Annotated in this window: 20 protein-coding genes, 1 tRNA gene and 1 pseudogene; 13 read left to right on the top strand and 9 right to left on the bottom strand. The window is 55.0% G+C overall.

Annotated features, from left to right (window positions below):
• Positions 1 to 138 precede the first annotated feature (138 nt).
• The 8 genes from ACSMEV_RS07150 to ychF all read left to right on the top strand — a co-directional run bounded on the left by ACSMEV_RS07150 (position 139) and on the right by ychF (position 6,934).
• Positions 139 to 1,866 carry a tetratricopeptide repeat protein gene (locus ACSMEV_RS07150; RefSeq protein WP_459207804.1) on the top strand — a complete coding sequence of 576 codons (1,728 nt, stop codon included), beginning with the start codon at positions 139 to 141 and terminating at the stop codon, positions 1,864 to 1,866.
• Between the two features lie 3 nt (positions 1,867 to 1,869).
• Positions 1,870 to 2,487, top strand: a complete 618-nt coding sequence (gene lolB, locus ACSMEV_RS07145; protein WP_459207803.1) for a lipoprotein insertase outer membrane protein LolB — start codon at positions 1,870 to 1,872, stop codon at positions 2,485 to 2,487.
• Positions 2,488 to 2,490: 3 nt separating this feature from the next.
• Positions 2,491 to 3,330 carry a 4-(cytidine 5'-diphospho)-2-C-methyl-D-erythritol kinase gene (ispE, locus tag ACSMEV_RS07140; protein ID WP_459207802.1) on the top strand — a complete coding sequence of 280 codons (840 nt, stop codon included), beginning with the start codon at positions 2,491 to 2,493 and terminating at the stop codon, positions 3,328 to 3,330.
• Positions 3,331 to 3,364: 34 nt separating this feature from the next.
• Positions 3,365 to 3,439: transfer RNA gene (locus ACSMEV_RS07135), tRNA-Gln, on the top strand.
• Between the two features lie 46 nt (positions 3,440 to 3,485).
• Positions 3,486 to 4,427, top strand: a complete 942-nt coding sequence (locus ACSMEV_RS07130) for a ribose-phosphate pyrophosphokinase (protein ID WP_028696334.1) — start codon at positions 3,486 to 3,488, stop codon at positions 4,425 to 4,427.
• Positions 4,428 to 4,547: 120 nt separating this feature from the next.
• Positions 4,548 to 5,150, top strand: coding sequence for a 50S ribosomal protein L25/general stress protein Ctc (locus ACSMEV_RS07125; RefSeq protein WP_296265636.1), 603 nt, complete (start codon positions 4,548 to 4,550; stop codon positions 5,148 to 5,150).
• Positions 5,151 to 5,226: 76 nt separating this feature from the next.
• Complete coding sequence (pth, locus tag ACSMEV_RS07120) at positions 5,227 to 5,811, top strand: aminoacyl-tRNA hydrolase (RefSeq protein WP_296265634.1); 585 nt, start codon at positions 5,227 to 5,229, stop codon at positions 5,809 to 5,811.
• A 22-nt stretch (positions 5,812 to 5,833) separates the two neighbouring features.
• A complete protein-coding gene (gene ychF, locus ACSMEV_RS07115) occupies positions 5,834 to 6,934 on the top strand; it encodes a redox-regulated ATPase YchF (protein WP_459207801.1) in 1,101 nt (366 codons plus the stop codon).
• 385 nt (positions 6,935 to 7,319) lie between these two features.
• Here the strand turns inward: ychF and ACSMEV_RS07110 are convergent.
• The 4 genes and pseudogenes from ACSMEV_RS07110 to ACSMEV_RS07095 form a co-directional block, all read right to left on the bottom strand.
• Positions 7,320 to 8,481, bottom strand: a pseudogene (locus tag ACSMEV_RS07110) (IS3 family transposase).
• Positions 8,482 to 8,756: 275 nt separating this feature from the next.
• Complete coding sequence (locus ACSMEV_RS07105) at positions 8,757 to 9,785, bottom strand: DUF4238 domain-containing protein (protein WP_459207800.1); 1,029 nt, start codon at positions 9,783 to 9,785, stop codon at positions 8,757 to 8,759.
• A 68-nt stretch (positions 9,786 to 9,853) separates the two neighbouring features.
• Positions 9,854 to 10,678 (bottom strand): MarR family transcriptional regulator, encoded by an 825-nt coding sequence (locus ACSMEV_RS07100; protein WP_459207799.1) that lies wholly within the window; start codon positions 10,676 to 10,678, stop codon positions 9,854 to 9,856.
• Between the two features lie 1,323 nt (positions 10,679 to 12,001).
• Positions 12,002 to 12,337, bottom strand: a complete 336-nt coding sequence (locus ACSMEV_RS07095; protein WP_459207798.1) for a GrlR family regulatory protein — start codon at positions 12,335 to 12,337, stop codon at positions 12,002 to 12,004.
• A gap of 772 nt (positions 12,338 to 13,109) precedes the next feature.
• Here ACSMEV_RS07095 and ACSMEV_RS07090 point away from each other — a divergent pair.
• Together ACSMEV_RS07090 and ACSMEV_RS07085 are read left to right on the top strand one after the other, a co-directional pair.
• The gene (locus ACSMEV_RS07090; protein WP_459207797.1) at positions 13,110 to 13,946 is read left to right on the top strand and encodes a hypothetical protein; all 837 of its coding nucleotides are present in this window, start codon (positions 13,110 to 13,112) and stop codon (positions 13,944 to 13,946) included.
• A 280-nt stretch (positions 13,947 to 14,226) separates the two neighbouring features.
• Positions 14,227 to 14,916 carry a hypothetical protein gene (locus ACSMEV_RS07085; RefSeq protein WP_459207796.1) on the top strand — a complete coding sequence of 230 codons (690 nt, stop codon included), beginning with the start codon at positions 14,227 to 14,229 and terminating at the stop codon, positions 14,914 to 14,916.
• Positions 14,917 to 15,210: 294 nt separating this feature from the next.
• Here ACSMEV_RS07085 and ACSMEV_RS07080 read toward each other — a convergent pair whose 3' ends face one another.
• Together ACSMEV_RS07080 and ACSMEV_RS07075 are read right to left on the bottom strand one after the other, a co-directional pair.
• Entirely contained in the window at positions 15,211 to 16,173 is a 963-nt protein-coding gene (locus ACSMEV_RS07080; RefSeq protein ID WP_459207795.1) for an IS481 family transposase, read from the bottom strand.
• A 127-nt stretch (positions 16,174 to 16,300) separates the two neighbouring features.
• Positions 16,301 to 17,095, bottom strand: coding sequence for a potassium channel family protein (locus tag ACSMEV_RS07075; protein WP_459207794.1), 795 nt, complete (start codon positions 17,093 to 17,095; stop codon positions 16,301 to 16,303).
• Between the two features lie 208 nt (positions 17,096 to 17,303).
• On the opposite strand from ACSMEV_RS07075, the gene ACSMEV_RS07070 reads away from it, so the two are divergent.
• Positions 17,304 to 18,344, top strand: a complete 1,041-nt coding sequence (locus ACSMEV_RS07070; protein ID WP_459207793.1) for a hypothetical protein — start codon at positions 17,304 to 17,306, stop codon at positions 18,342 to 18,344.
• 383 nt (positions 18,345 to 18,727) lie between these two features.
• On the opposite strand, the gene ACSMEV_RS07065 is transcribed toward ACSMEV_RS07070, so the two are convergent.
• The 3 genes from ACSMEV_RS07065 to ACSMEV_RS07055 all read right to left on the bottom strand — a co-directional run bounded on the left by ACSMEV_RS07065 (position 18,728) and on the right by ACSMEV_RS07055 (position 20,022).
• Positions 18,728 to 18,886 carry an antitoxin Xre/MbcA/ParS toxin-binding domain-containing protein gene (locus ACSMEV_RS07065; protein ID WP_459207792.1) on the bottom strand — a complete coding sequence of 53 codons (159 nt, stop codon included), beginning with the start codon at positions 18,884 to 18,886 and terminating at the stop codon, positions 18,728 to 18,730.
• Complete coding sequence (locus ACSMEV_RS07060; RefSeq protein ID WP_459207791.1) at positions 18,883 to 19,197, bottom strand: hypothetical protein; 315 nt, start codon at positions 19,195 to 19,197, stop codon at positions 18,883 to 18,885. Before ACSMEV_RS07060 ends, ACSMEV_RS07065 begins: the two co-directional genes overlap by 4 nt.
• Positions 19,198 to 19,305: 108 nt before the next feature.
• Positions 19,306 to 20,022 carry a GIY-YIG nuclease family protein gene (locus ACSMEV_RS07055; RefSeq protein WP_459207790.1) on the bottom strand — a complete coding sequence of 239 codons (717 nt, stop codon included), beginning with the start codon at positions 20,020 to 20,022 and terminating at the stop codon, positions 19,306 to 19,308.
• Positions 20,023 to 20,196: 174 nt separating this feature from the next.
• Between ACSMEV_RS07055 and ACSMEV_RS07050 the strand changes: the two genes are divergently transcribed.
• Complete coding sequence (locus tag ACSMEV_RS07050) at positions 20,197 to 22,008, top strand: ATP-dependent nuclease (protein WP_459207789.1); 1,812 nt, start codon at positions 20,197 to 20,199, stop codon at positions 22,006 to 22,008.
• A 3-nt stretch (positions 22,009 to 22,011) separates the two neighbouring features.
• Complete coding sequence (locus tag ACSMEV_RS07045; RefSeq protein WP_459207788.1) at positions 22,012 to 23,730, top strand: UvrD-helicase domain-containing protein; 1,719 nt, start codon at positions 22,012 to 22,014, stop codon at positions 23,728 to 23,730.
• Positions 23,731 to 23,764 lie beyond the last annotated feature (34 nt).

Here is a 23,764-nt window from a genome sequence, read left to right as displayed (position 1 = left end):
GATAATTGTCCTACTTCGCAGGATTCAGAACAACCACCGTTCGCTATTGTCCCTATAAACCGAGACCATCGTCGGTGGGTTTGCCCCGGCGCTTGTGTCATCATCCCCAGACCGCCGGTTAGCCCTCTTAAGCCCCTTATGAACAGACGCTACGCATTGCTGCTTGCCCTCGCCCTGCTCCAGGGCTGCCAGAACCTGGCACCCCATCCGAGCGCGCCCCAGGCGCCGGCCGATGAGGCGACCGAAGAGGCTCCGGCCGAACCGGTGGTGTATGGCTCGTTCAAGCCCGACACGCTCTACAGCCTGTTGGTGGCCGAACTCGCCGGGCAGCGCAACCGTTTCGACATCGCCTTGGCCAACTACGTCGACCAGGCCGAGAAGACGCAAGACTCCGCCGTCTCGGAGCGCGCCTACCGCATCGCCGAATACCTGGGCGCCGACGAGCCGGCGCTGGACACCGCCCTGCTCTGGGCCAAGAACGATCCCGACAACCTCGAAGCGCAACGCGCCGCGGCCATCCAACTGGCGCGTGCCGGCCGTTACGACGAGTCGATGGCGTCCATGGAAAAGGTCTTGCAGGCCAAGGGCGACACCCACTTCGACTTCCTCGCCCTGTCGGCGGCCGAGACCGACCAGAGCACCCGCGACGGCCTGCTGCAAAGCTTCGACCGTCTGCTGAACAAGCATCCGGCCAACGGCCAGCTGATTTTCGGCAAGGCCCTGCTGCTCAACCAGGACGGCAAGAGCGAAGAGGCGCTGGAGCTGCTCGAGTCGCACCCGGCCCAAGACGGCGAGATCGCCCCGATCCTGCTGCGCGCACGCCTGCTGCAAACCCTCGACCGCGGCGACGAAGCGCTGCCGCTGTTGCGCAATGCGATCCGCGACAACCCCGAAGACAAGCGTCTGCGCCTCAACTATGCGCGCACCCTGGTCGAACTCGACCGCATACCCGAAGCCAAGGCCGAGTTCGTCAGCCTCGTGCAGCAGTACCCCGAAGACGACGACCTGCGCTATTCGCTGGCGCTGGTCAGCCTGGAGAACCAGAACTGGGACGAAGCCGAAGGCTACTTGCAGGAACTGGTCGAGCGCGACGCCAACGCCGATGCCGCGCATTTGAACCTGGGCCGCATCCGCGAACAGCGCAACGACCCGCAAGCGGCGCTGCGCGAGTATGCGCTGGTCGCGCCCGGCCCGGACTACCTGGCCGCGCAACTGCGCCAGGCCGACATCCTGGTCGCCAACGGCCGCGCCCGCGAGGCATCGCGCCTGCTCGCCGAAGCCCGCGAAGCGCAGCCGGACTCCGCCATCCAGCTGTACCTGATCGAGTCCGAGGCCTATAGCAACAACGGCAAGACCACCCAGGCCGACCAGGTGCTGCAACAGGCCATCCAGCGTTACCCCGACGACCTCAACCTGCTGTACAGCCGGGCCATGCTGGCGGAAAAACGCAACGACCTGGCGCAGATGGAGAAAGACCTGCGCGCCATCCTCGCCCGCGAGCCGGAAAACGCCATGGCGTTGAACGCGCTGGGTTATACCCTGGCCGACCGCACCACCCGCTTCGACGAGGCCAAGCGCCTGATCGAAAAAGCCTTGAGCATTACCCCTGAAGACCCGGCCGTGCTCGACAGCCTGGGCTGGGTCAATTACCGCATGGGCAACCTCGACGACGCCGAGCGCGCGCTGCGCAAGGCGTACGAGCGCTTGTCCGACCCCGAAGTCGCTGCCCACCTGGGCGAAGTGCTCTGGGCCAACGGCAAACGCCGCGAAGCACGCCAGGTCTGGAACCAAGGCCTGGAAAACTCATCCGACAGCACCGTCCTGCGCCAGACCATCCGGCGCCTGACAGGATCCGAGGCTCTTTAAGACATGTTTCTGCGCCACTGCATCACCTTCAGTCTGGTCGCCCTGCTCGCCGGCTGCGCCGGTTTCGGTTCCAAGGAAGCCGTGCAAGGCCAGGGTAACGCGCAACAATGGCGCCAGCACAAAACCCACCTGAGCGAACTCGACGGCTGGCAGATCAATGGCAAGGTCGGTATCCGCGCGCCGCAGGATTCGGGCAGCGGCACGTTGTTCTGGCTGCAGCGCCAGGACTACTACGATATCCGCCTGTCCGGCCCGCTCGGCCGTGGTGCGGCGCGGCTCACCGGCCGTCCGGGTGCGGTGGTGCTGGAAGTGGCCAACCAGGGCCGCTACGAGGCGCCTAACCCAGAAACGCTGCTGGAAGAGCAACTGGGCTGGCGCCTGCCGGTCTCGCACCTGGTGTGGTGGGTCCGTGGCCTGCCGGCTCCGGACAGCAAGAGCCAGCTCACCCTCGACGGCGACAGCCGCCTGGCGCGCCTGGCCCAGGACGGTTGGCAAGTGGAATACCTGAGCTATGCCGAGCAGAACGGCTACTGGCTGCCCGAACGCATCAAGCTGCATGGCGAGAAAATCGACGTGACCCTGGTGGTCAAGGACTGGCAACCCCGTCAGCTGGGCCACTGAGCCATGCTGACCCTCCCTGCGCCGGCCAAGCTCAACCTGTTCCTGCACATCCTCGGGCGGCGTGACGACGGCTACCATTTGCTGGAGACCGTGTTCCAGTTCCTCGACCATGGCGACACGTTGCGTTTCGCATTGCGCGAGGACGGCCAGATCCGCTTGCACGACAGCCTCGCCGCAGTCCCCCACGACAGCAACCTGATCGTGCGCGCCGCGCGGCAGTTGCAGCAGCGCGCCGGTTGCACCCTGGGCGCCGACATCTGGCTCGACAAGGTGCTGCCCATGGGCGGCGGCATCGGCGGCGGCAGTTCCGATGCCGCGACCACGCTGTTGGGGTTGGACCATCTGTGGCAACTGGGCTGGAGCCGTGACCAGTTGGCCGACCTGGGCCTTGGGCTGGGCGCCGACGTGCCGGTATTCGTACGCGGGCATGCCGCCTTTGCCGAAGGTGTGGGCGAGCGACTGACGCCGGTCGATCCGGCCGAGCCTTGGTATGTGGTGCTGGTGCCGCAAGTGTCTGTCAGCACAGCAGAAATTTTTTCGCATCCACAGTTGACACGTGATTCCCTCCCCCTTAAGATGCGCCCCGTTCCCGAGGGAAACAGTCGTAATGACTGCCAGCCGGTGGTAGAGCAACGTTATCCAGAAGTTCGCAATGCGCTGATTTCATTGGGTAAATACACGGAAGCTCGATTGACCGGTACTGGAAGTTGCGTGTTTGGGGCCTTCCCAAGCAAAGCCGAAGCTGATAGAGTTCTGGCCCTTCTTTCAGAGACCCAAACAGGGTTTGTCGCTAAAGGTAGCAACGTTTCGATGTTGCATCGCAAGCTGCAAAGTCTGCTCTAGAAGTCGAATACTCCGTATTCGCAGCAACAGATACAGGGGCGTCGCCAAGCGGTAAGGCAGCAGGTTTTGATCCTGCCATGCGTTGGTTCGAATCCAGCCGCCCCTGCCATTTTCCTATTCTCATCCAGGTTACCCTCAGCCTTCAGGTACTGCGCGTGTCCAAGATGATGGTCTTCACGGGGAATGCCAACCCCGATCTGGCTCGGCGTGTAGTACGTCAGCTGCATATTCCACTGGGTGATGTTTCTGTCGGTAAGTTCTCCGACGGCGAGATCAGCACTGAGATCAATGAAAACGTCCGCGGTAAAGACGTCTTCATCATCCAGCCCACGTGCGCTCCAACCAACGACAATCTGATGGAACTGGTAGTGATGGCCGACGCCTTCCGCCGCTCCTCAGCGTCGCGAATCACCGCCGTGATTCCCTACTTCGGATACGCCCGCCAAGATCGCCGTCCGCGTTCGGCACGTGTAGCCATCAGCGCCAAAGTGGTGGCTGACATGCTCACTGTCGTCGGTATCGACCGTGTACTCACCGTCGACCTGCACGCTGACCAGATCCAAGGTTTCTTCGATATCCCCGTCGACAACATCTACGGCTCGCCCGTACTGGTCGACGACATCGAAGACCAGCGTTTCGACAACCTGATGATCGTCTCCCCGGACATTGGCGGCGTCGTGCGTGCACGTGCCGTGGCCAAGTCGCTGGGCGTCGACCTCGGGATCATCGACAAACGCCGCGAGAAGGCCAACCACTCCGAAGTGATGCACATCATCGGCGATGTCGAAGGGCGCACCTGCATCCTGGTAGACGACATGGTCGACACCGCCGGCACCCTGTGCCATGCGGCAAAAGCCTTGAAAGAACACGGTGCCGCAAAGGTCTACGCCTATTGCACCCACCCTGTACTTTCCGGCCGTGCGATCGAGAACATCGAGAAGTCGGTTCTGGACGAGCTGGTGGTGACCAACACCATCCCGCTGTCCGCCGCCGCTCAAGCCTGTGACCGTATCCGCCAACTGGATATCGCACCGGTAGTGGCTGAAGCGGTTCGCCGCATCAGCAACGAAGAATCGATCAGTGCGATGTTCCGCTAAGCGGAATCGACCCTGACGAAAAGCGCCCCGCCCCAACCTGTCGTTGGGGCGGGGCTTTTTTGCCCTTCCCGACTGGCGCTGGTCGCAAACGCCGCCGGGAGGCTACTTTGGAGAAACAACATGAACGATTTCACCCTGAACGCCCAAGCGCGTACTGACCTGGGGAAAGGTGCGAGCCGCCGCCTGCGTCATTCGCTGAGCATCCCTGCCGTTGTCTATGGTGGCGATAAAGAAGCGCAATCCCTGACCATCGTGGCCAAGGAAATCGCCAAGCTGTTCGAAAACGAAGCAGCCTTCAGCCACGTGCTGGAACTGAACGTCGACGGCGCCAAGCAGAACGTCATCGTCAAGGCCATGCAGCGCCACCCGTCCAAAGGCTTCATCATGCACGCCGACTTCGTTCGCGTCGTCGCTGGCCAGAAGCTGACCGCCAAGGTTCCGGTTCACTTCGTCAACGAAGAAACCACCGTCAAGAACGGCGGCGAGATCTCGCACACCGAAACCGAGATCGAAGTGTCCTGCGAAGCCAAGGACCTGCCTGAGTTCATCGAAGTCGACCTGAACGGCGCTGAAATCGGCACCATCATTCACCTGTCCGACCTCAAGGCTCCGAAAGGCGTCGAGTTCGTGGCCCTGGCCCACGGCGACGACAAAGCCGTTGCCAACGTCCACGCGCCACGCATCGTCGCTGAAGAAGAAGGTGAAGAAGGCGCTGCCGAGTAATCACTCGCGCGCCGGTGCAGGTCAGGGTAAAGTGCCGCGCACCCTACCCTGACTGCCCCAAGGAAGAGCCCCTGACGTGACCGCCATCCAGTTGATCGTTGGCCTGGGAAACCCCGGCCCCGAATACGAACAGACCCGGCATAACGCAGGGGCTCTTTTCGTTGAACGCATCGCCAGCGCCCAGCGCGTCTCCTTGACCGCTGACCGCAAGTATTTCGGCCTGACGGCAAAATTCAGCCATCAGGGCCGCGACGTTCGTCTATTGATCCCCACCACCTACATGAACCGCAGCGGCCAGTCCGTGGCGGCCTTGGCCAATTTCTTCCGCATCGCGCCGCAAGAGATCCTGGTGGCCCACGACGAACTCGACCTGCCTCCGGGCGTCGCCAAGCTCAAGCGCGGCGGCGGCCATGGGGGCCATAACGGGCTGCGCGACATCATCGCGCAACTCGGCAACCAGAACGATTTCCACCGCCTGCGGCTTGGCATTGGCCACCCGGGCGACGCCAAGCTGGTTTCGAACTTCGTGCTGGGTCGTGCGCCGCGCGCCGAACAGGACAAGCTCGACACCAGCATCGATTACGCCCTCGGCGTGCTGCCGGATGTCCTCGCTGGCGACTTCGCCAAGGCGATGCGCGAGCTGCACGGCCAAAAGGCCTGACTTCCTAGAGAGGGGAATTCACATGGGTTTCAATTGCGGCATCGTCGGTCTGCCCAACGTTGGCAAGTCCACCCTGTTCAACGCGCTGACCAAATCGGGCATCGCCGCTGAGAACTTCCCCTTCTGCACCATCGAGCCCAACAGCGGCATCGTGCCCATGCCCGATGCGCGCCTGGCAGCCCTGGCCGAGATCGTCAAGCCCAACCGCATCCTGCCTACCACCATGGAGTTCGTCGACATCGCGGGCCTGGTGGCCGGTGCGTCGAAAGGTGAAGGTCTGGGCAACAAGTTCCTGGCCAACATCCGCGAGACCGATGCCATCGCCCACGTGGTGCGCTGCTTCGAAGACGAGAACGTGATCCACGTCTCCAACAGCGTCGACCCCAAGCGCGACATCGAGATCATCGACCTGGAACTGATCTTCGCCGACCTCGACAGCTGTGAGAAGCAACTGCAGAAAATCACCCGCAACGCCAAGGGCGGCGACAAGGACGCCCTGGCGCAAAAGGCCGTCCTCGAACAGCTCATCCCGCACTTCACCGAAGGCAAGCCTGCGCGCAGCCTGATGCAGCGCATGAGCGCCGACGAGAAGGCCCAGGTGCGCGGCTTCCACCTGCTGACTAGCAAACCGGTCATGTACATCGCCAACGTCGCCGAAGACGGCTTCGAGAACAACCCGCACCTGGACGTGGTCAAGGCCATCGCCGAGGAAGAAGGCGCGGTGGTGGTGCCGGTGTGCAACAAGATCGAAGCGGAAATCGCCGAGCTGGACGACGGCGAAGAGAAGGACATGTTCCTCGAGGCCCTGGGCCTGGAAGAGCCCGGCCTGAACCGTGTGATCCGCGCCGGCTACGAGCTGCTCAACCTGCAGACCTACTTCACTGCCGGGGTGCAGGAAGTACGCGCCTGGACCGTGCGCATCGGCGCCACCGCGCCGCAGGCTGCTGGGGTGATCCACACCGACTTCGAGAAGGGCTTCATCCGCGCCGAGGTGGTGGCCTACGAAGACTTCATCCAGTTCAAGGGTGAGAGCGGCGCCAAGGAAGCGGGTAAGTGGCGCCTGGAAGGCAAGGAATACATCGTCAAGGACGGCGATGTGATGCACTTCCGCTTCAACGTATAGTGAGCGCTCATTGACAGCCAACCATCATGTGCCAACCTATGGACACGATGGTTGGCTGTCAATCTGTAAAGTGCTAGTTCGAGCTCATCTCGGGCTGCTCTTCAGAGGAGGCTCACATGGCTTATCTGGAGTACGTTCATCTTTCTCCTGTCTCCTCCACCACCTCCTGTGGTCCATCCACCTTTGCCCCGCATCTACGCCTACCTGACATCAAACGCCTACCGCAAATCTTCTGGGATACAGGTGCGAGCTGGTCAGAGGTAAATCTGTGGGCTTTAGACAAAATCCAGACTCAGCATCGAGATGTTGAAACGGTAAACGCTCTACTTAAACACCTCCACGCCTATGCCTCTTACCTAGAATATTCAGGCTTAGACTGTAGTGGTCAACTCATCCCGGACACGGTTTTGAGTTTTTCTTCTGCTTTCGCTGGAGCTAGTCCATCGTTGAACTGATGAGGCCGGAACCAGTTGTAGTGGCCCATTAGGTATTGGCCAATGTCTCGTTGAGCTTGCTGCCCGGTCAGGTAGCGCGTGGTCGGTATCCACTCTGATTTCAAGCTGCGGAAGACTCGCTCCATCGGTGCATTATCCCAACAGTTGCCTCGGCGGCTCATGCTCTGGCGTATGCGGTAGCGCCACAGTCTCTGGCGGAACTGACGGCTGCCATATTGCGATCCCTGGTCGGAGTGGAACAGTAGTCCTTGAGGCTTTCCACGCTGTTCGTAAGCTATGTCCAGCGCTTTGACGACTAAGTCTGCATCCGGCTTCTCTGATAAAGCCCAGCCCACCACTCTGCGTGCGTAGAGATCCAGTACAACTGCGAGATAGTGCCATTTGCCCTGAGCCCAGACGTAGGTTATGTCTCCACACCAGACCTGATTTGGCGCTTCGACATCAAACGCTCGGTTCAAGGTATTCGGAACATCTGGCCGCTCCACTGTGGCCTTTTTGTACGCATGTGATCCTGGCTGCTTGCTGATCAACGCCAGCTCACGCATCAGGCTGCGTACCTTGAACCGCCCGATTTGCTCACCTTCTTCTTGCATCATTGCCATGATGGTACGGCTGCCGGGCGCACCTCGACCTCGCGTGAACAACTCATTCACTCGACAGCGCAACCGCAGTCGTTCAACGTCCGGAGTTCGCCTTCTGTGACGATGTGCGTAGTAACTTGAGCGATTGGCTTCGAACGCTTCGCACAACAATCAACGGGCTCATGGCCGCTGAGCTGACGGATCAGCTAGTACGCTCGAGATCTTCCGACATCAAGAGCGCGGTAGCCTTTTTTAGTATCGATTTCTCGCGTTCAAGGCGCGTGATCCGGGCTTCCAACTCTTGGATTTTTTGCTGCTCTGGCGTCAACGCTTTGCTGGCCGGCGTAACGCCGCCGCGCTCCTGCTGAAGCTGATTAACCCATCGGCGCAGTGCCGACTCGACCAAGCCGAGCGAACGGGCCGCTTCGGCATGGCTGTAGCCTTGATCGAGCACCAGGCAGGCAGCTTCGCGCTTGAACTCAGGGGTAAAGGTACGGCGTTGCTTGGTCATCGGACACCTCTCTGTGGCGAGCATTCTCGCCTAAATGGGTGTCCGGGGTTAGTAGACCACTACAGCACAAGCCGCGTGAAATGCGTAACCTGTGGGGGATTGCTCTGAGACTTTGTTGGCCATGGCCTCCCCTCGGAGACACTTGATAGCCCGCCTCACATGGCGGGCTTTTCTATTTTTACGGGAATGCTAAGGACAGTACCCAGCTTACCGTCACAGCAGCGCCATTGTGAAGGTGGTGTCCGCCTTATGAAAACCTACACAACGCGTAATCATCAGAGGTCGGGATAATTGGCCTCCTCTCTCGACTGGGTCTCATGCCATTCCGCCCAATGCTTACGTACTGCTTTAAATTGCTCGGGACAGACGGTACGGGGTCTGTACTCCTCAATATCTCGCGTATCTGTCGCAAATACGTAGTGATGGGCCCCGGTCAAAATCATCATCCTGAAAAATGCTGCTTGATCGAGACTCAACGTGGTGCCGCGCCGAGGGGGTGGTGAGCCAACACACGTGTACAGAAGATGCTTAGGACTGAGTGGCATGAACAGCTTTGTGCCTGGAACATCCCAACCGCCCTCAAGACTAAGTGCCCCATTCGCCCCAACTCCGACCCTCATGAACGGATTATCGGACGTTGGCCAGGTGACTCCAGGTGGGGCGTGGAGGATGGTCCAACGATGATTTGGCAATCGATGGATAGTGCCCTTGAGCACATGTTCGATCTGCCAGAGCCAAAACTTCCGCCCGACCAAGATCTCGGCTTGGATGCCTTCTTCGCCATGCTCATTCTTCACACGTTGAATCTTCAGCGGCAGCTTACTGCAAGGGTCTAGAACCGGAGGAGGCTCAGGTTGAACTCCAGCGGCTGAAGCTGCCTCAATTTGGCCCACGGACCACTTCATGGTCTCAGACAGGAATGCCTCAAGCGTTTCAGTGTGGCGTTTGATAAAGCTCTGCATTTGGGCAGGAGTACGGACAGATTGCGCAACAGCAAAGCGGAACAAGTTGTTCCAATCCTCTCGGGACAACTGCGACTCGCTGACTACCTTTTCGATGGATGCGAGTCCTGGACTTTCGAAATCCCGCTCAAGCCAGCGCTCGACTTCGTCGCTCTCCTCAGAGCCAGCCAGACGCGTATAAAGATGCCGAAGCACAGCCACGCTTTTGGTTGAAAGCGGCTTCCAAATCGCGCTTTTTTCATGTGGCACTAGCAGACGGTAGGCGAGGACGTTGCCTTGGATCATCCAGTGTCTCAGGTACGCCTGAGGTACGTAGTGGTTGTCCTTTTTGATGCTTTCCATTTCTGCTACATCCTCAAATGCCTTGCCACTTGGCAACCGTGCTCGCATGGGTGGCTCGCCAGCGAACCCTATCTCGAACCATCCTGGACGAATTCCAACGTCGCCTCTATATCCTTCTTATTGGCAGGCAGCTTCGCACCCGGCGCATTAGCTTTCTCGGCAGCCGCTTGGTGATCATCAGGTGATGGCCAACGAGTCCCGAATCCCCTCACCAAATAGCGGTTAGTCCGGTCAAATTCGTACTCGCTCTGAAATTCCCCTGGCCTGAACGATATGAGCCGGGAATCGTACAGTCGAGTGATGGCATCGGCTACCTGATGTCTGAGCACCCCTGTGTAATGGACCAGGCGATCATAACTCAAGGTCGCAATCCCTCTGCGGTCTCTAAAGGCGAGCAATGTGAGGTAAATCTTCAGCGCGTGAAGAGATAGCTGTGAGAAGTTGAATTCCTTCAACAGGAGCATCCGTCCACGGTTGCCATCGTAGAGCCAAAGCTTGGGGATCTTGCCCCACGCATAGTCATCGTCCCAAGCCAAAATTTGAATCTTCGATCCACTCTTGAGTGCTTGCGGCTCCCTCTTGATGAGCTGCGCTGCCTCCAACCTGGTGAGTGAGCGCGATATGACCGCTCGGGACATCACTGCAAGGCTTTCCAGATCTGTGTAGGTGAAGGTTGCGAGACCAGTGCGGTAATCCGCCTGGCAGCAAAGCACCAAATAGAGCTTGAGCGCGGCGATGCTTTCGTTGCGTAGCGGAGCATCATCTGCGTCCCTCACGAAATCGAGCATCGAGAACATCCGCACGCCCTGGGGTGAACGGCCCTGAAAATTCACTAGTCCTTGCTCATGAGTCCAACGCAAAGGCATTTTTGCCCAATGACTTCCCGTACTCATCTGGATTTCCACCACGCTAGGTAAATCACAAACATAACTAGGACCAAGCTGAGCATTACGCAGCAAAGCGCAAGGTTAACAGGGTCTGAGTAGAGCGCTTTCTCGAAGAGCTTAATGACGTTGTCCACCTTAAATAGCTCCGCAACCAATTCAGGCTGCAATTTGAAGCATCAAGGCGCCCTCTATCTAGATAGAGGCGGCACGAGAATGACTCTGGAGCCCGCGCAGGTCATGGGGCCAGTGGGAAATTTATAGTTCATTTCGATGAGGGCAATGGAGGCTGGATTGATGGTGAGCATCTGAATCACAGCTCAAACGACAACAGAATTTCGGGCTGCCGGTTTGCGCGGACTGGTGATTGGCACCGTGGTAAAGTAGCTCGGTCCGCACAGATTTGGAGGATCGCAGAGGGTGAAGCCCTACTCCTTTGGAGGCGCATCCCTGCCCTGAGCTTCCCAGAAAGGTGGGCACAAAAAAGCCGCCTTGGAGGGGCGGCTTTCTCGGCCAGCTAGCTTTTGGAGAAGCTTACCGGCGACTTGATGACACGTTCGACGGGTTGAATATAGCTACGTGTTAAATCACGTGCAATAGCATCCTACGTTGCCTTTTTTGATCAAGCGCTCCATCTTTACGAAGCTCACCGGGATTCTATGGATCTCTTCGGAAAGATTGAACATCATCATTTTGGTGGCGTTTTGACTCCATTTTGGGGGTTAAGCTAGCTGAATCGGGCATTTAGGCGATTTCCGCCTATCTAGACACACCGTCGGATAGAGGTGTGTTGCTACTAGCAACAGGGGTTGCACAATATGTGTATTTCACCCATACCGTTCGTCAGAAACATGCCAAAATCCGACGAGAAACAGTCGCCACTGCTCTAGGTCGGCTCGCCGATCAATGGTAAAAAGATGGCACGCGCTAGCTTACTATCGCTTGGCCCCTCAACCATGGGTGGAACCGTGCCGGGAATGGGCCTATTCACAGATTTCGGACTTGATGATGCGTTCGACAACAAATCATCAGCCGACCGCCGAGCCCGGAGAGGCGGTCGGAGTCCGGTTCCTGCACTAGGAGCCTTCCCCAATGGGGTTGAAACTTCCTTTGCGCTACGTGTGGCGCGCTTTGCAGGTGATCACTGGCGTGCTTAACGCTGGTCGCTTGTTCAGCGGTGTGCTGGACATGCTTGATCGCTTGGATCACTGAATAAAAGACCCCGCCAATCAGCGGGGTCTTTTTTTGGGCTTTGCCTGTCGAGGGAAGGCCCCCTATCCAGCAACAACCCAAGGGGTATGGGTGAAAAGCGAAGGCGGTATCGACGCTGACTCACACTACCGGCTGTATTTTACGGCCACCTAGCTGAATGGTTAGCTGAGGGTGTCCCTCCACGGCTCCGCTCAGCTCGATGGTGCCACCCTCGTAGTCAACGCGCCCCCTCGCCAAAAGGGTGTAGTTGTCGATGCCTACGACGTTTACGTTACCGTTACGATATTTCCGAACGATAAACCGTGATTCGAACTCGCCAGATTGAGTTGGAACCTCCCCTTGGTAGAGGTAGTGAGGATCGCCTCCATTCACCGCGCCGTCCTTCACAACCACGAGCCCGTCACCGAAATCGCCTGTGCTCGCGCGAAACTCCACATGAAAAATCCCACCGGCCATACGCATTAACCTCGGTTTATTGGAGTGAAGAAGCGTAGTTCACCAAAGCTAGAGGCGTGGTGGGGCACTGTAACTTTGTGTGTAACAAAATTTTGGGAAATTGCACCTGAACTGACAAGGCGTTTGCATCCCACTTAACCACCTGTTGGCATTCAAATTGGCCAGCCATTTGAATCGGATGTGACCAGCACACTGCAAAAAAAACCCATCGAGACCATTCAACATTTGGCTAAGGGGGTGTCCACCGCAGTTGCTGAGCGGCAAGCCTAGGCAGCATGCTTCACATTTGGTTTCAGATTGTTAGCAAGGCGTTTGCACGCTCCAGGCCAAGGCCCGAGTCATGGATTCGCCCGGCCGAGAGTCGAATCCTCTTCATGAAGGATCATTCTGCAACCGGCCTACACGCCTATGCGTGTCGCAGACACTCGTGCAATGAAAAAGGTCATTATCCTAACGCCGAATGGACGATTTCGCTGCCCGCTACTTTGAGCGTTTGGAGGCATGCCGATGGTGGTCCTGAGGCTAATGGAAACTTACTCCTGCTGGCTAGTGGGTATAGGCGCCTTCGCTAACAGCCGCGGACGACGCACCGCCGTCCCTCGCGTCGCACCGCAAGCGGCTAGGAGAAGCCACTCGTGGAGGCCTTGTAATGTTGAGTAGGCTCCGACTATTGTCTGGAGCAGTTGTATCGGGTTCTGGCGAAGCCAGTGGGTTACAATTACGACTCAATGCCACTAACGTAAATATTTCAACATAACTCCTAGGATGGCTCATGGAAAAGGAAATCGTACAGAGGGCGGTCAGTCGGCTTGCCAATACAATGCGGATCTATGGTGAGGAACATCTTCGTTACAAGAGTTTGGTAGCAGTTGACAAAGAGGAAGCTATCGAGAACTTAGATAGAGTCTGGGAAGCTAAGTTAGAGGCTTTTCACACACTGTACGATGTCTCTAAAGATGAGTTCGATTACTTTGCACAGTCGGATACATCTTTACTGATTGCCTTGCGTAATGCGTTGCATCATCGAGATCACTCGTTATTTTCCAGTTTGCTCCCAGAGTTGTGGCTCTGCGAGGCCCCAGAGAGGTTAGAGGGAGCAGCATTTTTACTGGCGAGCCATAAATTTGTGGGCGGCGAGCAATCACGCATGCATCATTTTATCAAGTTGGATGACATATATTCTCGCCTAGATCCCAGTAAGAATTCGCCAGAACTTCTGGGGCTCGGAAAAACGGCCGATCTCCAAAAACGGTTCAATCTCATAGCGGAAGGCCTTAGTTTTATGAAGATTCAGACAGAGGCTAAATCTGAGCGATATCCAGAAAAGCAAGTGTATCTCGATATCATGCCGATTTTTATATCCGGTGTGGTTAGGGTGTTTAGGGCACTAAAATCCTTGGGCGTAGAGTTCAAGGGATACGACGCAAGAGCTTATGAGAAGTGCTTTACGGAAGAGCTAGAAATAGATCTAAGTTTCTTTGAGTTCAAAATTCTCAGGATGAATATGGTCCAGCTCTATTTTGGGCCGACTCTTACAGTTAATGAGGCTGCAATTTTATATGGTCGCAAAAGAAAATCTTGCGAAGAAGATTCTTATTTTGATTTTTAGATGCTAACCTACATTGAATAAATCTTATATTGCCCCGCTGCAAGATGACTAGTCGCGCCTAGATTCTGAGAAGGCGCATGATCTTCGGCGCCATAGCATGTAGTGGTTACGCCAATTTTTATGCTCATGCAGGCGCGCTAGCAGCATTCATCATAAGGGTAGCCCTAGGTCGTCTTTCGCTTCTAGACTAAGGTCATTTGACCCAGCGAGTGGCCTTTGGGCTACTCACGAAAAACTAGGTGTTACAGCGCCGGGCCTCAATCTAACCGGGAGCATGATATTGACTCGTAGAATTGCGGTAGACCACGTTCGCGACAACTTTATCAGGGAGATTAAAACCGCACGAAAATTGGTTCAGTCGGTTCACGCGTTGCCTCGCTACTCTCCCAAGTCACAAGGTATTCATCCCTCGCATGTGCTTCAGGTAGCTGAGCTTGCATTCATGGGATTGGTTGCCTCTTGGGAAGAGTTCTTGGAAGGAACACTTGTAAGATATGTTGCCAATGCTGCGACCAACTCAGGCTACAAGCCGACGGCCAAAATAGGTTATTCTGCCACATTATCAGATGCCTATGTGGTTCTATCCCAGAACCCAAACTACGATCCTGCCAAACACTACCTAAAGGTCACTGATTACCAATGGGTAGTGAAAACTGCTGACTTCCTTTTCTCGGCCCATCCCTATAGCTGTATTAGTAACCAACTGAACCTATTGAAATATGCGATTTCCATCCGTAATCGGGTCGCTCATGCTTCCGATAAGTGCAGGAAGGACTTCGTGTTAGTTGCAAAGCTATTCAAGTTTGCGGCCCCTAATGCACAGCCCTTACCACAAGGCTTCACACCAGGAAAATTGCTGTTCGAAAATGTACAGCGCCACTTCTCTCAACAATGCATCCAGCGGCAAACAACTCATTTCGAGGCCTATGCGAGTTTATACGAGGTATTAGCTCGCCAGATCGTTCCCTGAAGTTGACAAGCGTTAGCACAGAATTGATTTAAACTTTGTCGTAAGCTAACGCCGTAGTCGCTCTTCACAAAGGCAGCTATGGCTCAATGGCCGTCATTCGTGGTCACCAGACTTCGCTCCAAGTCGCACGATCATGAATGACGGTCCTTGGTAATAGAGAGACGCGCACTCATCGAGATGATGCCCTTCGACAACGAGTTATCTCATCTCAAATAGATTTCAGCAAGTGTGGTTCATGGCCGCAGCGCCAGATCAGTTTGAGCTCGCGTACACTTTGGGCGGCAGGGGAGCATCTTAGGTGTACGGTCCCGGAATGAGATGGTGCGGATTCATAGTGAATCGCTCTGGGTTTATCGTCCAGGCCTCACAGATCACCTTGAATGGAGTACGCCATCGCAAGGCCTTGAGATGTCTGGCGAAGTTGTACACCGTTACGAAAGCCAGTACGTGCGCCTTTAGTGCGGCGAAGTCGGGGTAGTGGAAGGCCTTGATCGTGGCGTCTTTGATCGTACGGTTCATGCGCTCGACCTGGCCGTTGGTCCATGGGTGGTAAGCCTTGGTCAGTCGATGTTTTATGCCGTGGTCGTAGCAGACGCGATCAAAAATGTGCCCACCGAACCTGTTGGTCGCCCCGTTGCGATACCGTGCCTGTTCGGTGAAAGCTGCACCGTTGTCAGTCAGAACGGTGTGGATCTTGTATGGGAAAGCCTGCACGACCTGGCGCAAAAACTCAGCGCCATTACGCTTGGTAGCGGCGTCGAAGAACGCGGCGTAGGTAAACTTCGTAACGCGATCAACCGCCACGAACAGGTGCTGCTTGCCCGTTTCAAGGCGTAGCTCCGAGCTATCGATGTGCAGATAGCCCATCTCTGTATTGTCAAATTTACCGCGCTTGGCCGCGCCTGCACTTTTAGGCGCTTGGCTGACCCCGTGGCGCACCAAGCAGCGGTGCAAGGCGCTGCGGGTCAGTTGCGGAAAGTAGTCAAGTAAATGGCCCAGCATGTTGTCCAGGGGCATCATCGTGCGCTGTCGAAACTCCACCACCATGGCCTCTTCGGAGGCTGTCAGCTTGGCACTGCGTGGGTTGGCAGGCCCCATTCTAGCGTCCTGCGTCGTGGTTCTTGCCCGCCACTTTGCGACAGTCTTCACGTTTAAACGGTAGAGGGCGGCAAGCTTTCGATTCGACTCTTTCGACGCTTGGAGCTCGGCTCGAATTCGCGGCGTTGTGCGGGCTGAACCATGGATACGTCCTTCCAAAATACATCCTCCTCCTGAGGGGTTAAGGATGCACCATGACTTTCTGGGACTGAACACCTAGCCCCGAAGGGCGCTGATGAAATTACTCGGGACCGTACGGAGTCTTATATCTTTTTTTAACGGGGCTTTATACAGTTGAAATTAGTGACCGAATTTCTGCGACTCGCGTAAGGTAAATTTCATGATATGACTTCACACCACTCTTATATTTCTTATTAGCCAGCTGCGTATCTTTAAAGTAGTTCTCAACGAAACCATCGACTTCTTCCAGCAGGTCATTTAGGATTTTTAATGTTCGCGGTGTTTTCCAGGCAACCTTAAGCTGGGTTAAGTTAAGTAGATACTTTCGCGCAATGCTTGTTAGCTCTTCAATTTGATAAAAAGTAGCCTCAATGGTGGTTCGAAGTGCCGCTATCTTCTGATAACGATGAGCGTATTCCGCGCACTCATTAAGCATTTTCATGCTTCGCAAAGCTGGATAAAACGGATTGCCTTGGTTAAACATAAATTGGCGGTCATTTATCCTTGACCTGTCATCTGCGCCGTGTTTTTTTGCGGGCACTACCAACTCTTTAGCTTCGCGCCTACGATCGCCGATCAGTTCCTTTCCTTCAACTAGGTTGGCTAAGCAAGCGTTATATTTAAAGACAAAACGCTCCTCCACCAAGTGTTCAATTAACCTCTCTTGCTTGAGAGATACCACCTGTGAAATAGAATAGCCTGCAAGAACTAATCCGGTGACTGCTTCTATACTTGAAAGCGCTCGTGCTAAACCCAGAGGTTGCAGGTCGCCGTACCCGAGCGTTGTCACTGTTACTAAGCTAAAATAGCAAGCATCGCTGAAGCTAACACATGAGAGATTTTGGAAGACTGGAACCTTTGCGAGTGAAAGAGCCCAGTAAAATACGGCGAATAGCAACACTACAAAAAAAAAAATAAAGGGTAAGCCTGACTATCAATCGAATATATTGCTTATTGGTTGGATACATTGTTGACCGTCCTTGCTCAAGCCATGGATAGAGACGGTTCTACCATCCTCCGAGTCGATCTGCAAGAAAACGCGCATAGTTGAAAAATTTACTTGGATGATGCATAATTTTCGATTACCACAATTTATGCAGGGAAGCAAGATGAGTGACATGGAAAAAGCAAATATTTTACATCAATTAAAAACGTACTTTGATGTTTCTCCAGAGGTTCTTGACACTCTGCTTGACCAAATATCGAACAAGTCTGTTAAGGATAATTTCAAACGGATCACTAGTGGGTTGACTATTGAGGATAATTATAAGCATTTGTACTCTTCTTTGCCCTGGATCAAGAACATTAGTGGACTTCATCAAGCTCAGGCAGAGAAATACAAAAAGAAATTCCAAATTCCAGATTACTCACTGCTAATTGAAAATTCTCAAAAAGACACCTTTCCTTTATTAGTAGACGTCAAATATGTAAAAGGTGCCGCCCAAAATTGCACTATAATTCCGAAGCAAAAGCATACCCTGCGCGAATACGCAAAGGCTCACCGGCAGCCGTTGCTGGTCGCAATATACTGGGAGTTTATAGGTTACTGGACGCACACCTGTCTTTCTCACTTTGGGGGCAAAAAAAATAATAAGATTGATTGGCAGACCGCAATTCGTAATGATCTGTCGCATATGCTGAGCGACTACACCTTTCTCATTAACAAGCCATTTTATAGAAAAACTGTCTTTCCTAAGCCGGCTGATCACTCGGATGGAAACATCGCGCGCCACGAAGTTTATGGGAAATATGACTCGGTTTTCATTGGTCGAGATGTGAATTCTCTCTTTAGAGAGGATGAGCCGTTTTACTCAATGGTGATTGATGCGAATTTTAACGCAACTTCTGTTTCAGTTGAAGAGCAGGAGGATAGAATCTGTCTTACTGAGGAGTTTTCTCGTCAGCCAAGCATGATAAAGATTAGCCAGTGGTTGTTGAATTTTACTCAGTTTATGAGCATTAAGCAGTCGATGGTAGTCAATGATATGCATGTTTTGGAAATGGCGAGAACCATTATAGTTGATCTTATGCATAGGCTCGGATATTCATTGAACTACAATATTCCTTCTGCTAAGAATAAGTGCACTGACGAACTTTTTGAGCTCGCTTATAAGGACACAATTGTGATGTACGAGTATCGTCGCAGCTAGGTGCTGTACGAAATGAGGTCTTGTGAACATCGTCGGCAGTAGGCCAATTTGGCCATAGTCGAATAATTCCTGTGTTGCAGTAACTAGCGGCCGGTCGGAGATTTTCTTTAACGCTTGAGAAAAATTCGCTCTTGGTATTCTGGATTTTCGAATAGCTGTGGCCAATTTAATTGAATAAAGGGGATGGGTCAAAGCATAACAGTGAGCGTTGGAAGATACACTTATATGAGGTCTGCTTTTTTCGTGGTGAATCGGTAGACATCGCAAACAACATCACTGACGCCTTCAATTTCGACTATGCCGATAACTTTCATCCCTATCTCCTTGCGTCAGCGAGCGCACGAGAGCAGATCCGCCCTGAAGAATCGCGTGCAGGGTCGCTGCTACTGGTATACACCCAAGCGAGCGCGTTCCAAGTAGTCCATCACAACCTTGAAACCCACCGAGGTATCAAGCATCTCGAAGGGAACCATACCTGACAGATGCTTACATGGCCGTCCCAGCCAATGCTCGGCTAGGGGTTGAGAGCCGAAGACCGTCACAGCAAGATCCAAGCCTTGGCGTACTGGACCGCGACTGCACTCTGCTGGGGATTCAACCGGACTTCGTTATGGGGAGCACTCAACCGCTGGATAGTCCGAGAAGACTTCCCCATGATTTGCTCCAGTAGCTTGCGGGCCTTGAACAGGCACGACGAGTGGACCATAACCTGGACATCACTCAGGGCGAAACCAGCTTTAACAAGCTGCAGGATGTCCAGTTGGCTCAAGCTTCCTGATTCAGCTTGGGTCAACAGGAACATCGGTGGTTGAGCTACCGCCCCTCCTTGAGGACTCAATAATGATGAACTCATTGCACTGACCTCCCTATGATCTGGATGCCAGATTAAATCCGTTTCACTCTCATAGCACTAGAATGCTGCTCAAGGGGGCTGAGTACACAGCTATATGAACTGGCCTTCTCATGCGTCGAAATCCATTTCGGCCTGATGAGGAGGCGCTTCCCTGGCACACAGTGGCTGCAGGGTGAGCTTTTTCATGATGATGTCGGCGAGCGGTATAGATTTGGCTTGTACCTCTGTCTCCGGCCAACTCATTGGCTGGCCAGGTAGGCTTTCAGGCTTAGGGAGCCTTCCCCAGTTTTGGACGTCAGGCGCCTCAAATCCAGCCATCAGCGCACGCTCAAGCCAATAACCTTCAAAGTAGGTTGCATTGCTTTGGGTGCCTGCGACCCAAGTCAACACAGCAGCGCAAACCTCCACCTGCTCATGTTTTGCCCATTCAAATAGCGCGTACGAGCTGTGCCCCACTCTGGCGTGATTGAAATGCTCTCGCAGGCGCTTGCGCAGGTTAGCTGCCTGGCCGATGTAACAGGCTTTACGAATACCGTCATCGCTCTGTGCGGTCAGCGAGTAAATCCAGTAGCCGCCTGTCTCCGTTCGACGCACGATTTTCTCAGAGCCTGGCGGCGGACGGTCTTTGAAGTCAAATCGGACTCTGAGCCGCTTTCCGCTCTTGCAGAGGAAGCCGGCGTAGTCACGACCGTTACGCGTGACGCTCAGGTCGTTGCTCGCGGCCACTGCGAGTAGCTGCTGTCGAGTTCGAATCAGCCCAGCATCAATCGCGGCCTGCATGGTGCTCCTCAGCCGCCTGGCATGTTCGATAGCTTCCCGGTCCATTTGGGCTCCTGATGGCTCTTTGCAATCGGAGCCTACGGTCAACAGTGCGGGGATGGCAATTCACGCGTTGAGCAAAGCAGCCCCCGAGAACGCGCCGGACCCATTTCTCGACTACTGTTTGGTGGCTATTAGACTTGTCATCTAAGGCTTACACGGGAGCGGGAGCGGACGGATATGCGGGTTGCACGGCTGCAGATTGAGAATTTTCGGGGTATTAAGCGTGCGGATGTCTTGTTGCCCAAGCATGCCGTCGTCGTCGGTGACAACAACATCGGTAAGTCAACGCTGTTGGAGGCGGTTGATCTCGTCCTAGGCCCCGAGCGACTCTCGCGTCGGCCAGTGATTGATGAGCACGATTTTTATGCGGGAGAATATGTCGATCTACAGGGGCAACCAGTCAACATCACCATTGAAGCAGTGATCACTGATCTGAACCTGGACCAGGAAATGCGTTTCCGGGATCACATCGAGTGGTGGGATAACAGTACGGGAGATCTGCTCGGGGGCCCGCCAGCAGAGGGTACCGACGAGCAGATGGTTCAGGCCTGTTTACGCGTCGTTTTTATCGGTAATTACGATGCTGATGAGGATGATTTCACTGGCACCACGTATTTCTGTTCGCCGATGAAACAGGATGGGTCCTACGATTTCTTCAGGACGGCCGATAAGCGTGTCTGTGGCTTTCTGTACCTGCGCACGATCCGAACCGGCAGTCGTGCGTTGAGCCTTGAACGTGGCTCGCTCCTGGACATTATTTTGCGGTTGCAGGACAACAAGAACTTCAAGATCTGGGAAGGACTCCTAGTTGAGCTTCGACAGTTGCAGGTTGCAACTGATCCTGAGATTGGGATCAACGACATCCTTGCGAATGTGCAGGCCTCAATCCGCGGCTACATGCCCAGCGATGACGGCAGCGATCCCCAAATGCGAGTTACGCAACTGACGCGTGAGTCTCTGCGGAAAGCGTTAACTGTCTTCATGGCAACCGGCGCGCAGCGCAGTGATGGTGAAGCGCATGCAGCACCATTTCAGAGCCAAGGTACCGGTACTATTAACATGATGGTGCTGGCACTTCTGTCGCTAATCGCGGAACTGAAGCAAAACGTGATTTTTGCGATGGAGGAGCCTGAGATTGCAATCCCGCCGCACATTCAGAAACGCATCATCAACGGGGTGCGCAGCAAGTCAGCCCAAGCGCTGTTTACCTCGCATTCGCCCTACGTGCTCGAAGAGTTCGAACCCGAGCAGGTCATCGTCATCAGCCGAAACGATGGGGTGCTGAGTGCCATGCCTGCTGGGCTCCCGCCTGGCATCAAAGCAAAAATGTACCGGCAGGATATGCGGCTGCGTGTTTGTGAGGCCCTTCTAGCACGTCGAGTGCTGATTGCCGAAGGCCGGACAGAATACGACGCTTGGCCTGCCGTAGCGCGACTGCTTCATCAGCATGAGCCAGAATCATTCATGCCGCTTGAGGCCTTGGGCATCCCAATCATCGATGCGACGACTGACTCGCTGATCGCTCCGATGGGTGCCTACTACCGCAGGCTCGGGAAGAAGGTCTATGCCGTTTTCGACGAGCAGGCACCCGAGCAATTGGAAGCTATTAGGGCGTCGGTCGACTACCCCTATCAAGCGCCTGAGAAAGGTTTTGAGAACGTCGTTCTCAAAGGAACCGATGAGGAAGTGTTGCGTGGTTGGGCTGCGTCTCTGATTGAAAGCGGTGCTTGGCCTTCAGACCTAAGGGACAAAGCCCCGGGCCCTGATGCCACGAAGGATGACGTAGCAGCGATTCTAGGGGTGCTGCTGAAGCGCTGGAAAGGCGATGGTGCTGCTGCCAGCTTGCTTTGTACCGCCATGACCCGACACCACCTCCCGGAATTCATTGTCAGCACCCTCGAGAGCATTACAGCGACAATTGTCCCAAAGAAGCCCGAGCCTGAACTTCCAGAACTGGATGATGACCTTCTCGATTTGGTCGGGCCTTAACAGATGATGGTGCTAGATCAGTCTAGACGGGATGTTATTGACTCCCCCACCCATCTGGTCGTGATGGGGGGGCCTGGCTCGGGGAAAACCACAGTCGCATTGCTTAAAGCTGAAGCATTTCTAGGCCGACTAGACCTCACAGAGTATCAGCAGGTGCTGTTCCTGAGCTTCGCCAGAGCAACGGTCGCAAGGGTTGCGGAACAGGCCGGGAAAATGCTGCCGAAACTCGAGCAGGCTCGGCTCGAGGTCAACACCTACCATGGCTTCGCGTGGAATTTGCTGCGCAGCCATGGCTATTTGCTACGCAATGGGCGTCCCTTATCACTGCTTCCTCCGCCAGAGGCTGCTGCGCGATTGTCGACATTGAGCAAAGAGCAGATAGCGTTGGAGAAAACCAAGCTGCTCGAGGAGGAGGGGCTGCTGCACTTCGACCTGTTCGCCAGCAATGCTGCCATGTTGCTGGAGAGAAGTCAGTCGCTGCAACGCATCTACGGCAATAGCTATCCACTTATCATCCTCGACGAGTTCCAGGACACGAACGAGGATGAGTGGCGTTTCATTCGAGCGCTGACTCGACATAGCCAGGTAGTGGCTTTGGCTGACCCGGAACAACGAATCTACGAATTCCGCGGTGCTAGTGCTAGCAGGATTCAAGAGTTCGAAGACGCCTTCCGCCCCGACTCCTTTTCTTTTGGGATGGAAAATCACCGGAGCACAGGGACCGACATCGTCCTGTTCGGCAACGATCTGCTGACAGGAGCAAATAGGTGCAGAGCCTACACCCATGTGTCGGTGACACCCTATGCCCCGCGCAAAGGGATGCTTCATCGGGCTTTCAAATTCGCCGTTTTGACCGCCATTGCGCGGCTGAACAGAGGCGACCGTGATTGGTCGCTAGCAATCCTGGTGCCCAGCAAGAGCTTCATGGCAGAGGTTTCCGCGTATCTGTCGAGTGACTCGGATAGTTTGCCGAGACTTTCCCATGAGGTTGCGTTCGACCAAGAGGCTGCGGCGCTCTCTGCTACAGCTATAGCCGCGCTTCTCGAAGGCGGCGCGACTGCAGAAATCATTACTGAAAGGTTGCTCAGAAATTTATGTGCTCACCTGCGTGGTAGGAAAGGCGAGAAGGCCCCCAGCAAGCAGCATTTGGAATTGGTGCTTGCCCTGGAGCAATTGTTCGGTGGACAAGCGCTTCGTCGAGTGCCGCACAAGAGGGTTCTTGCTGCCGCACAAGTCATCGCGGTCCAGCGCATTGACCTGCAATTGACTGGCGACCCACAGCTTGACTGGATTGCCACGCGGCAGCTGTTGGATTCAAGCACCGAGCAGGTCTTCAATCAGATAGGTATCGATGGCCGATATGTGCGCTTGCTGGGGAAGGGATCGCTACTTCGAAGCCGTTTGGGTGAGTTGTGGCGCTTAGCTGAAGGTTACCCAGGAGCAGAGAGGCTAGTGCGAGATGCTCTTATTCAGGATCACTTTCAAGCTGTCACCAAGGATTGGAAGGGCCTCCATCTCATGACCATGCACAAGTCGAAGGGAAAGGAATTCACGGAGGTCATTCTCTATGAGGGCGTCATGAAGGGACGTTTTGTACCGACCGAAGCAACTCCAGATCGCATGCGCCAGGCCCGCTTGGCCATGCGTGTCGCGGTCACTCGTGCAATGAAGAGGGTCACCATTTTGACGCCGACTGGACGGAATCGCTGCCCGTTGCTTTGAACGCAAGAGAATGCCTCAATTGGTGTGGCCGCCT

The sequence above is a fragment of the Pseudomonas sp. MLB6B genome, assembly GCF_054508135.1.
This window is presented reverse-complemented; position numbering and strand designations above follow the sequence as displayed.

Coding starts and splice junctions, on each gene's coding strand:
- ACSMEV_RS07150 (WP_459207804.1), top strand. CDS start 139: ATGAACAGACGCTACGCATTGCTGCTTGCCCTCGCCCTGCTCCAGGGC.
- lolB (WP_459207803.1), top strand. CDS start 1,870: ATGTTTCTGCGCCACTGCATCACCTTCAGTCTGGTCGCCCTGCTCGCC.
- ispE (WP_459207802.1), top strand. CDS start 2,491: ATGCTGACCCTCCCTGCGCCGGCCAAGCTCAACCTGTTCCTGCACATC.
- ACSMEV_RS07125 (WP_296265636.1), top strand. CDS start 4,548: ATGAACGATTTCACCCTGAACGCCCAAGCGCGTACTGACCTGGGGAAA.
- ychF (WP_459207801.1), top strand. CDS start 5,834: ATGGGTTTCAATTGCGGCATCGTCGGTCTGCCCAACGTTGGCAAGTCC.
- ACSMEV_RS07105 (WP_459207800.1), bottom strand. CDS start 9,785: ATGGAAAGCATCAAAAAGGACAACCACTACGTACCTCAGGCGTACCTG.
- ACSMEV_RS07100 (WP_459207799.1), bottom strand. CDS start 10,678: ATGAGTACGGGAAGTCATTGGGCAAAAATGCCTTTGCGTTGGACTCAT.
- ACSMEV_RS07095 (WP_459207798.1), bottom strand. CDS start 12,337: ATGGCCGGTGGGATTTTTCATGTGGAGTTTCGCGCGAGCACAGGCGAT.
- ACSMEV_RS07090 (WP_459207797.1), top strand. CDS start 13,110: ATGGAAAAGGAAATCGTACAGAGGGCGGTCAGTCGGCTTGCCAATACA.
- ACSMEV_RS07070 (WP_459207793.1), top strand. CDS start 17,304: ATGAGTGACATGGAAAAAGCAAATATTTTACATCAATTAAAAACGTAC.
- ACSMEV_RS07060 (WP_459207791.1), bottom strand. CDS start 19,197: ATGAGTTCATCATTATTGAGTCCTCAAGGAGGGGCGGTAGCTCAACCA.
- ACSMEV_RS07055 (WP_459207790.1), bottom strand. CDS start 20,022: ATGGACCGGGAAGCTATCGAACATGCCAGGCGGCTGAGGAGCACCATG.
- ACSMEV_RS07050 (WP_459207789.1), top strand. CDS start 20,197: ATGCGGGTTGCACGGCTGCAGATTGAGAATTTTCGGGGTATTAAGCGT.
- ACSMEV_RS07045 (WP_459207788.1), top strand. CDS start 22,012: ATGATGGTGCTAGATCAGTCTAGACGGGATGTTATTGACTCCCCCACC.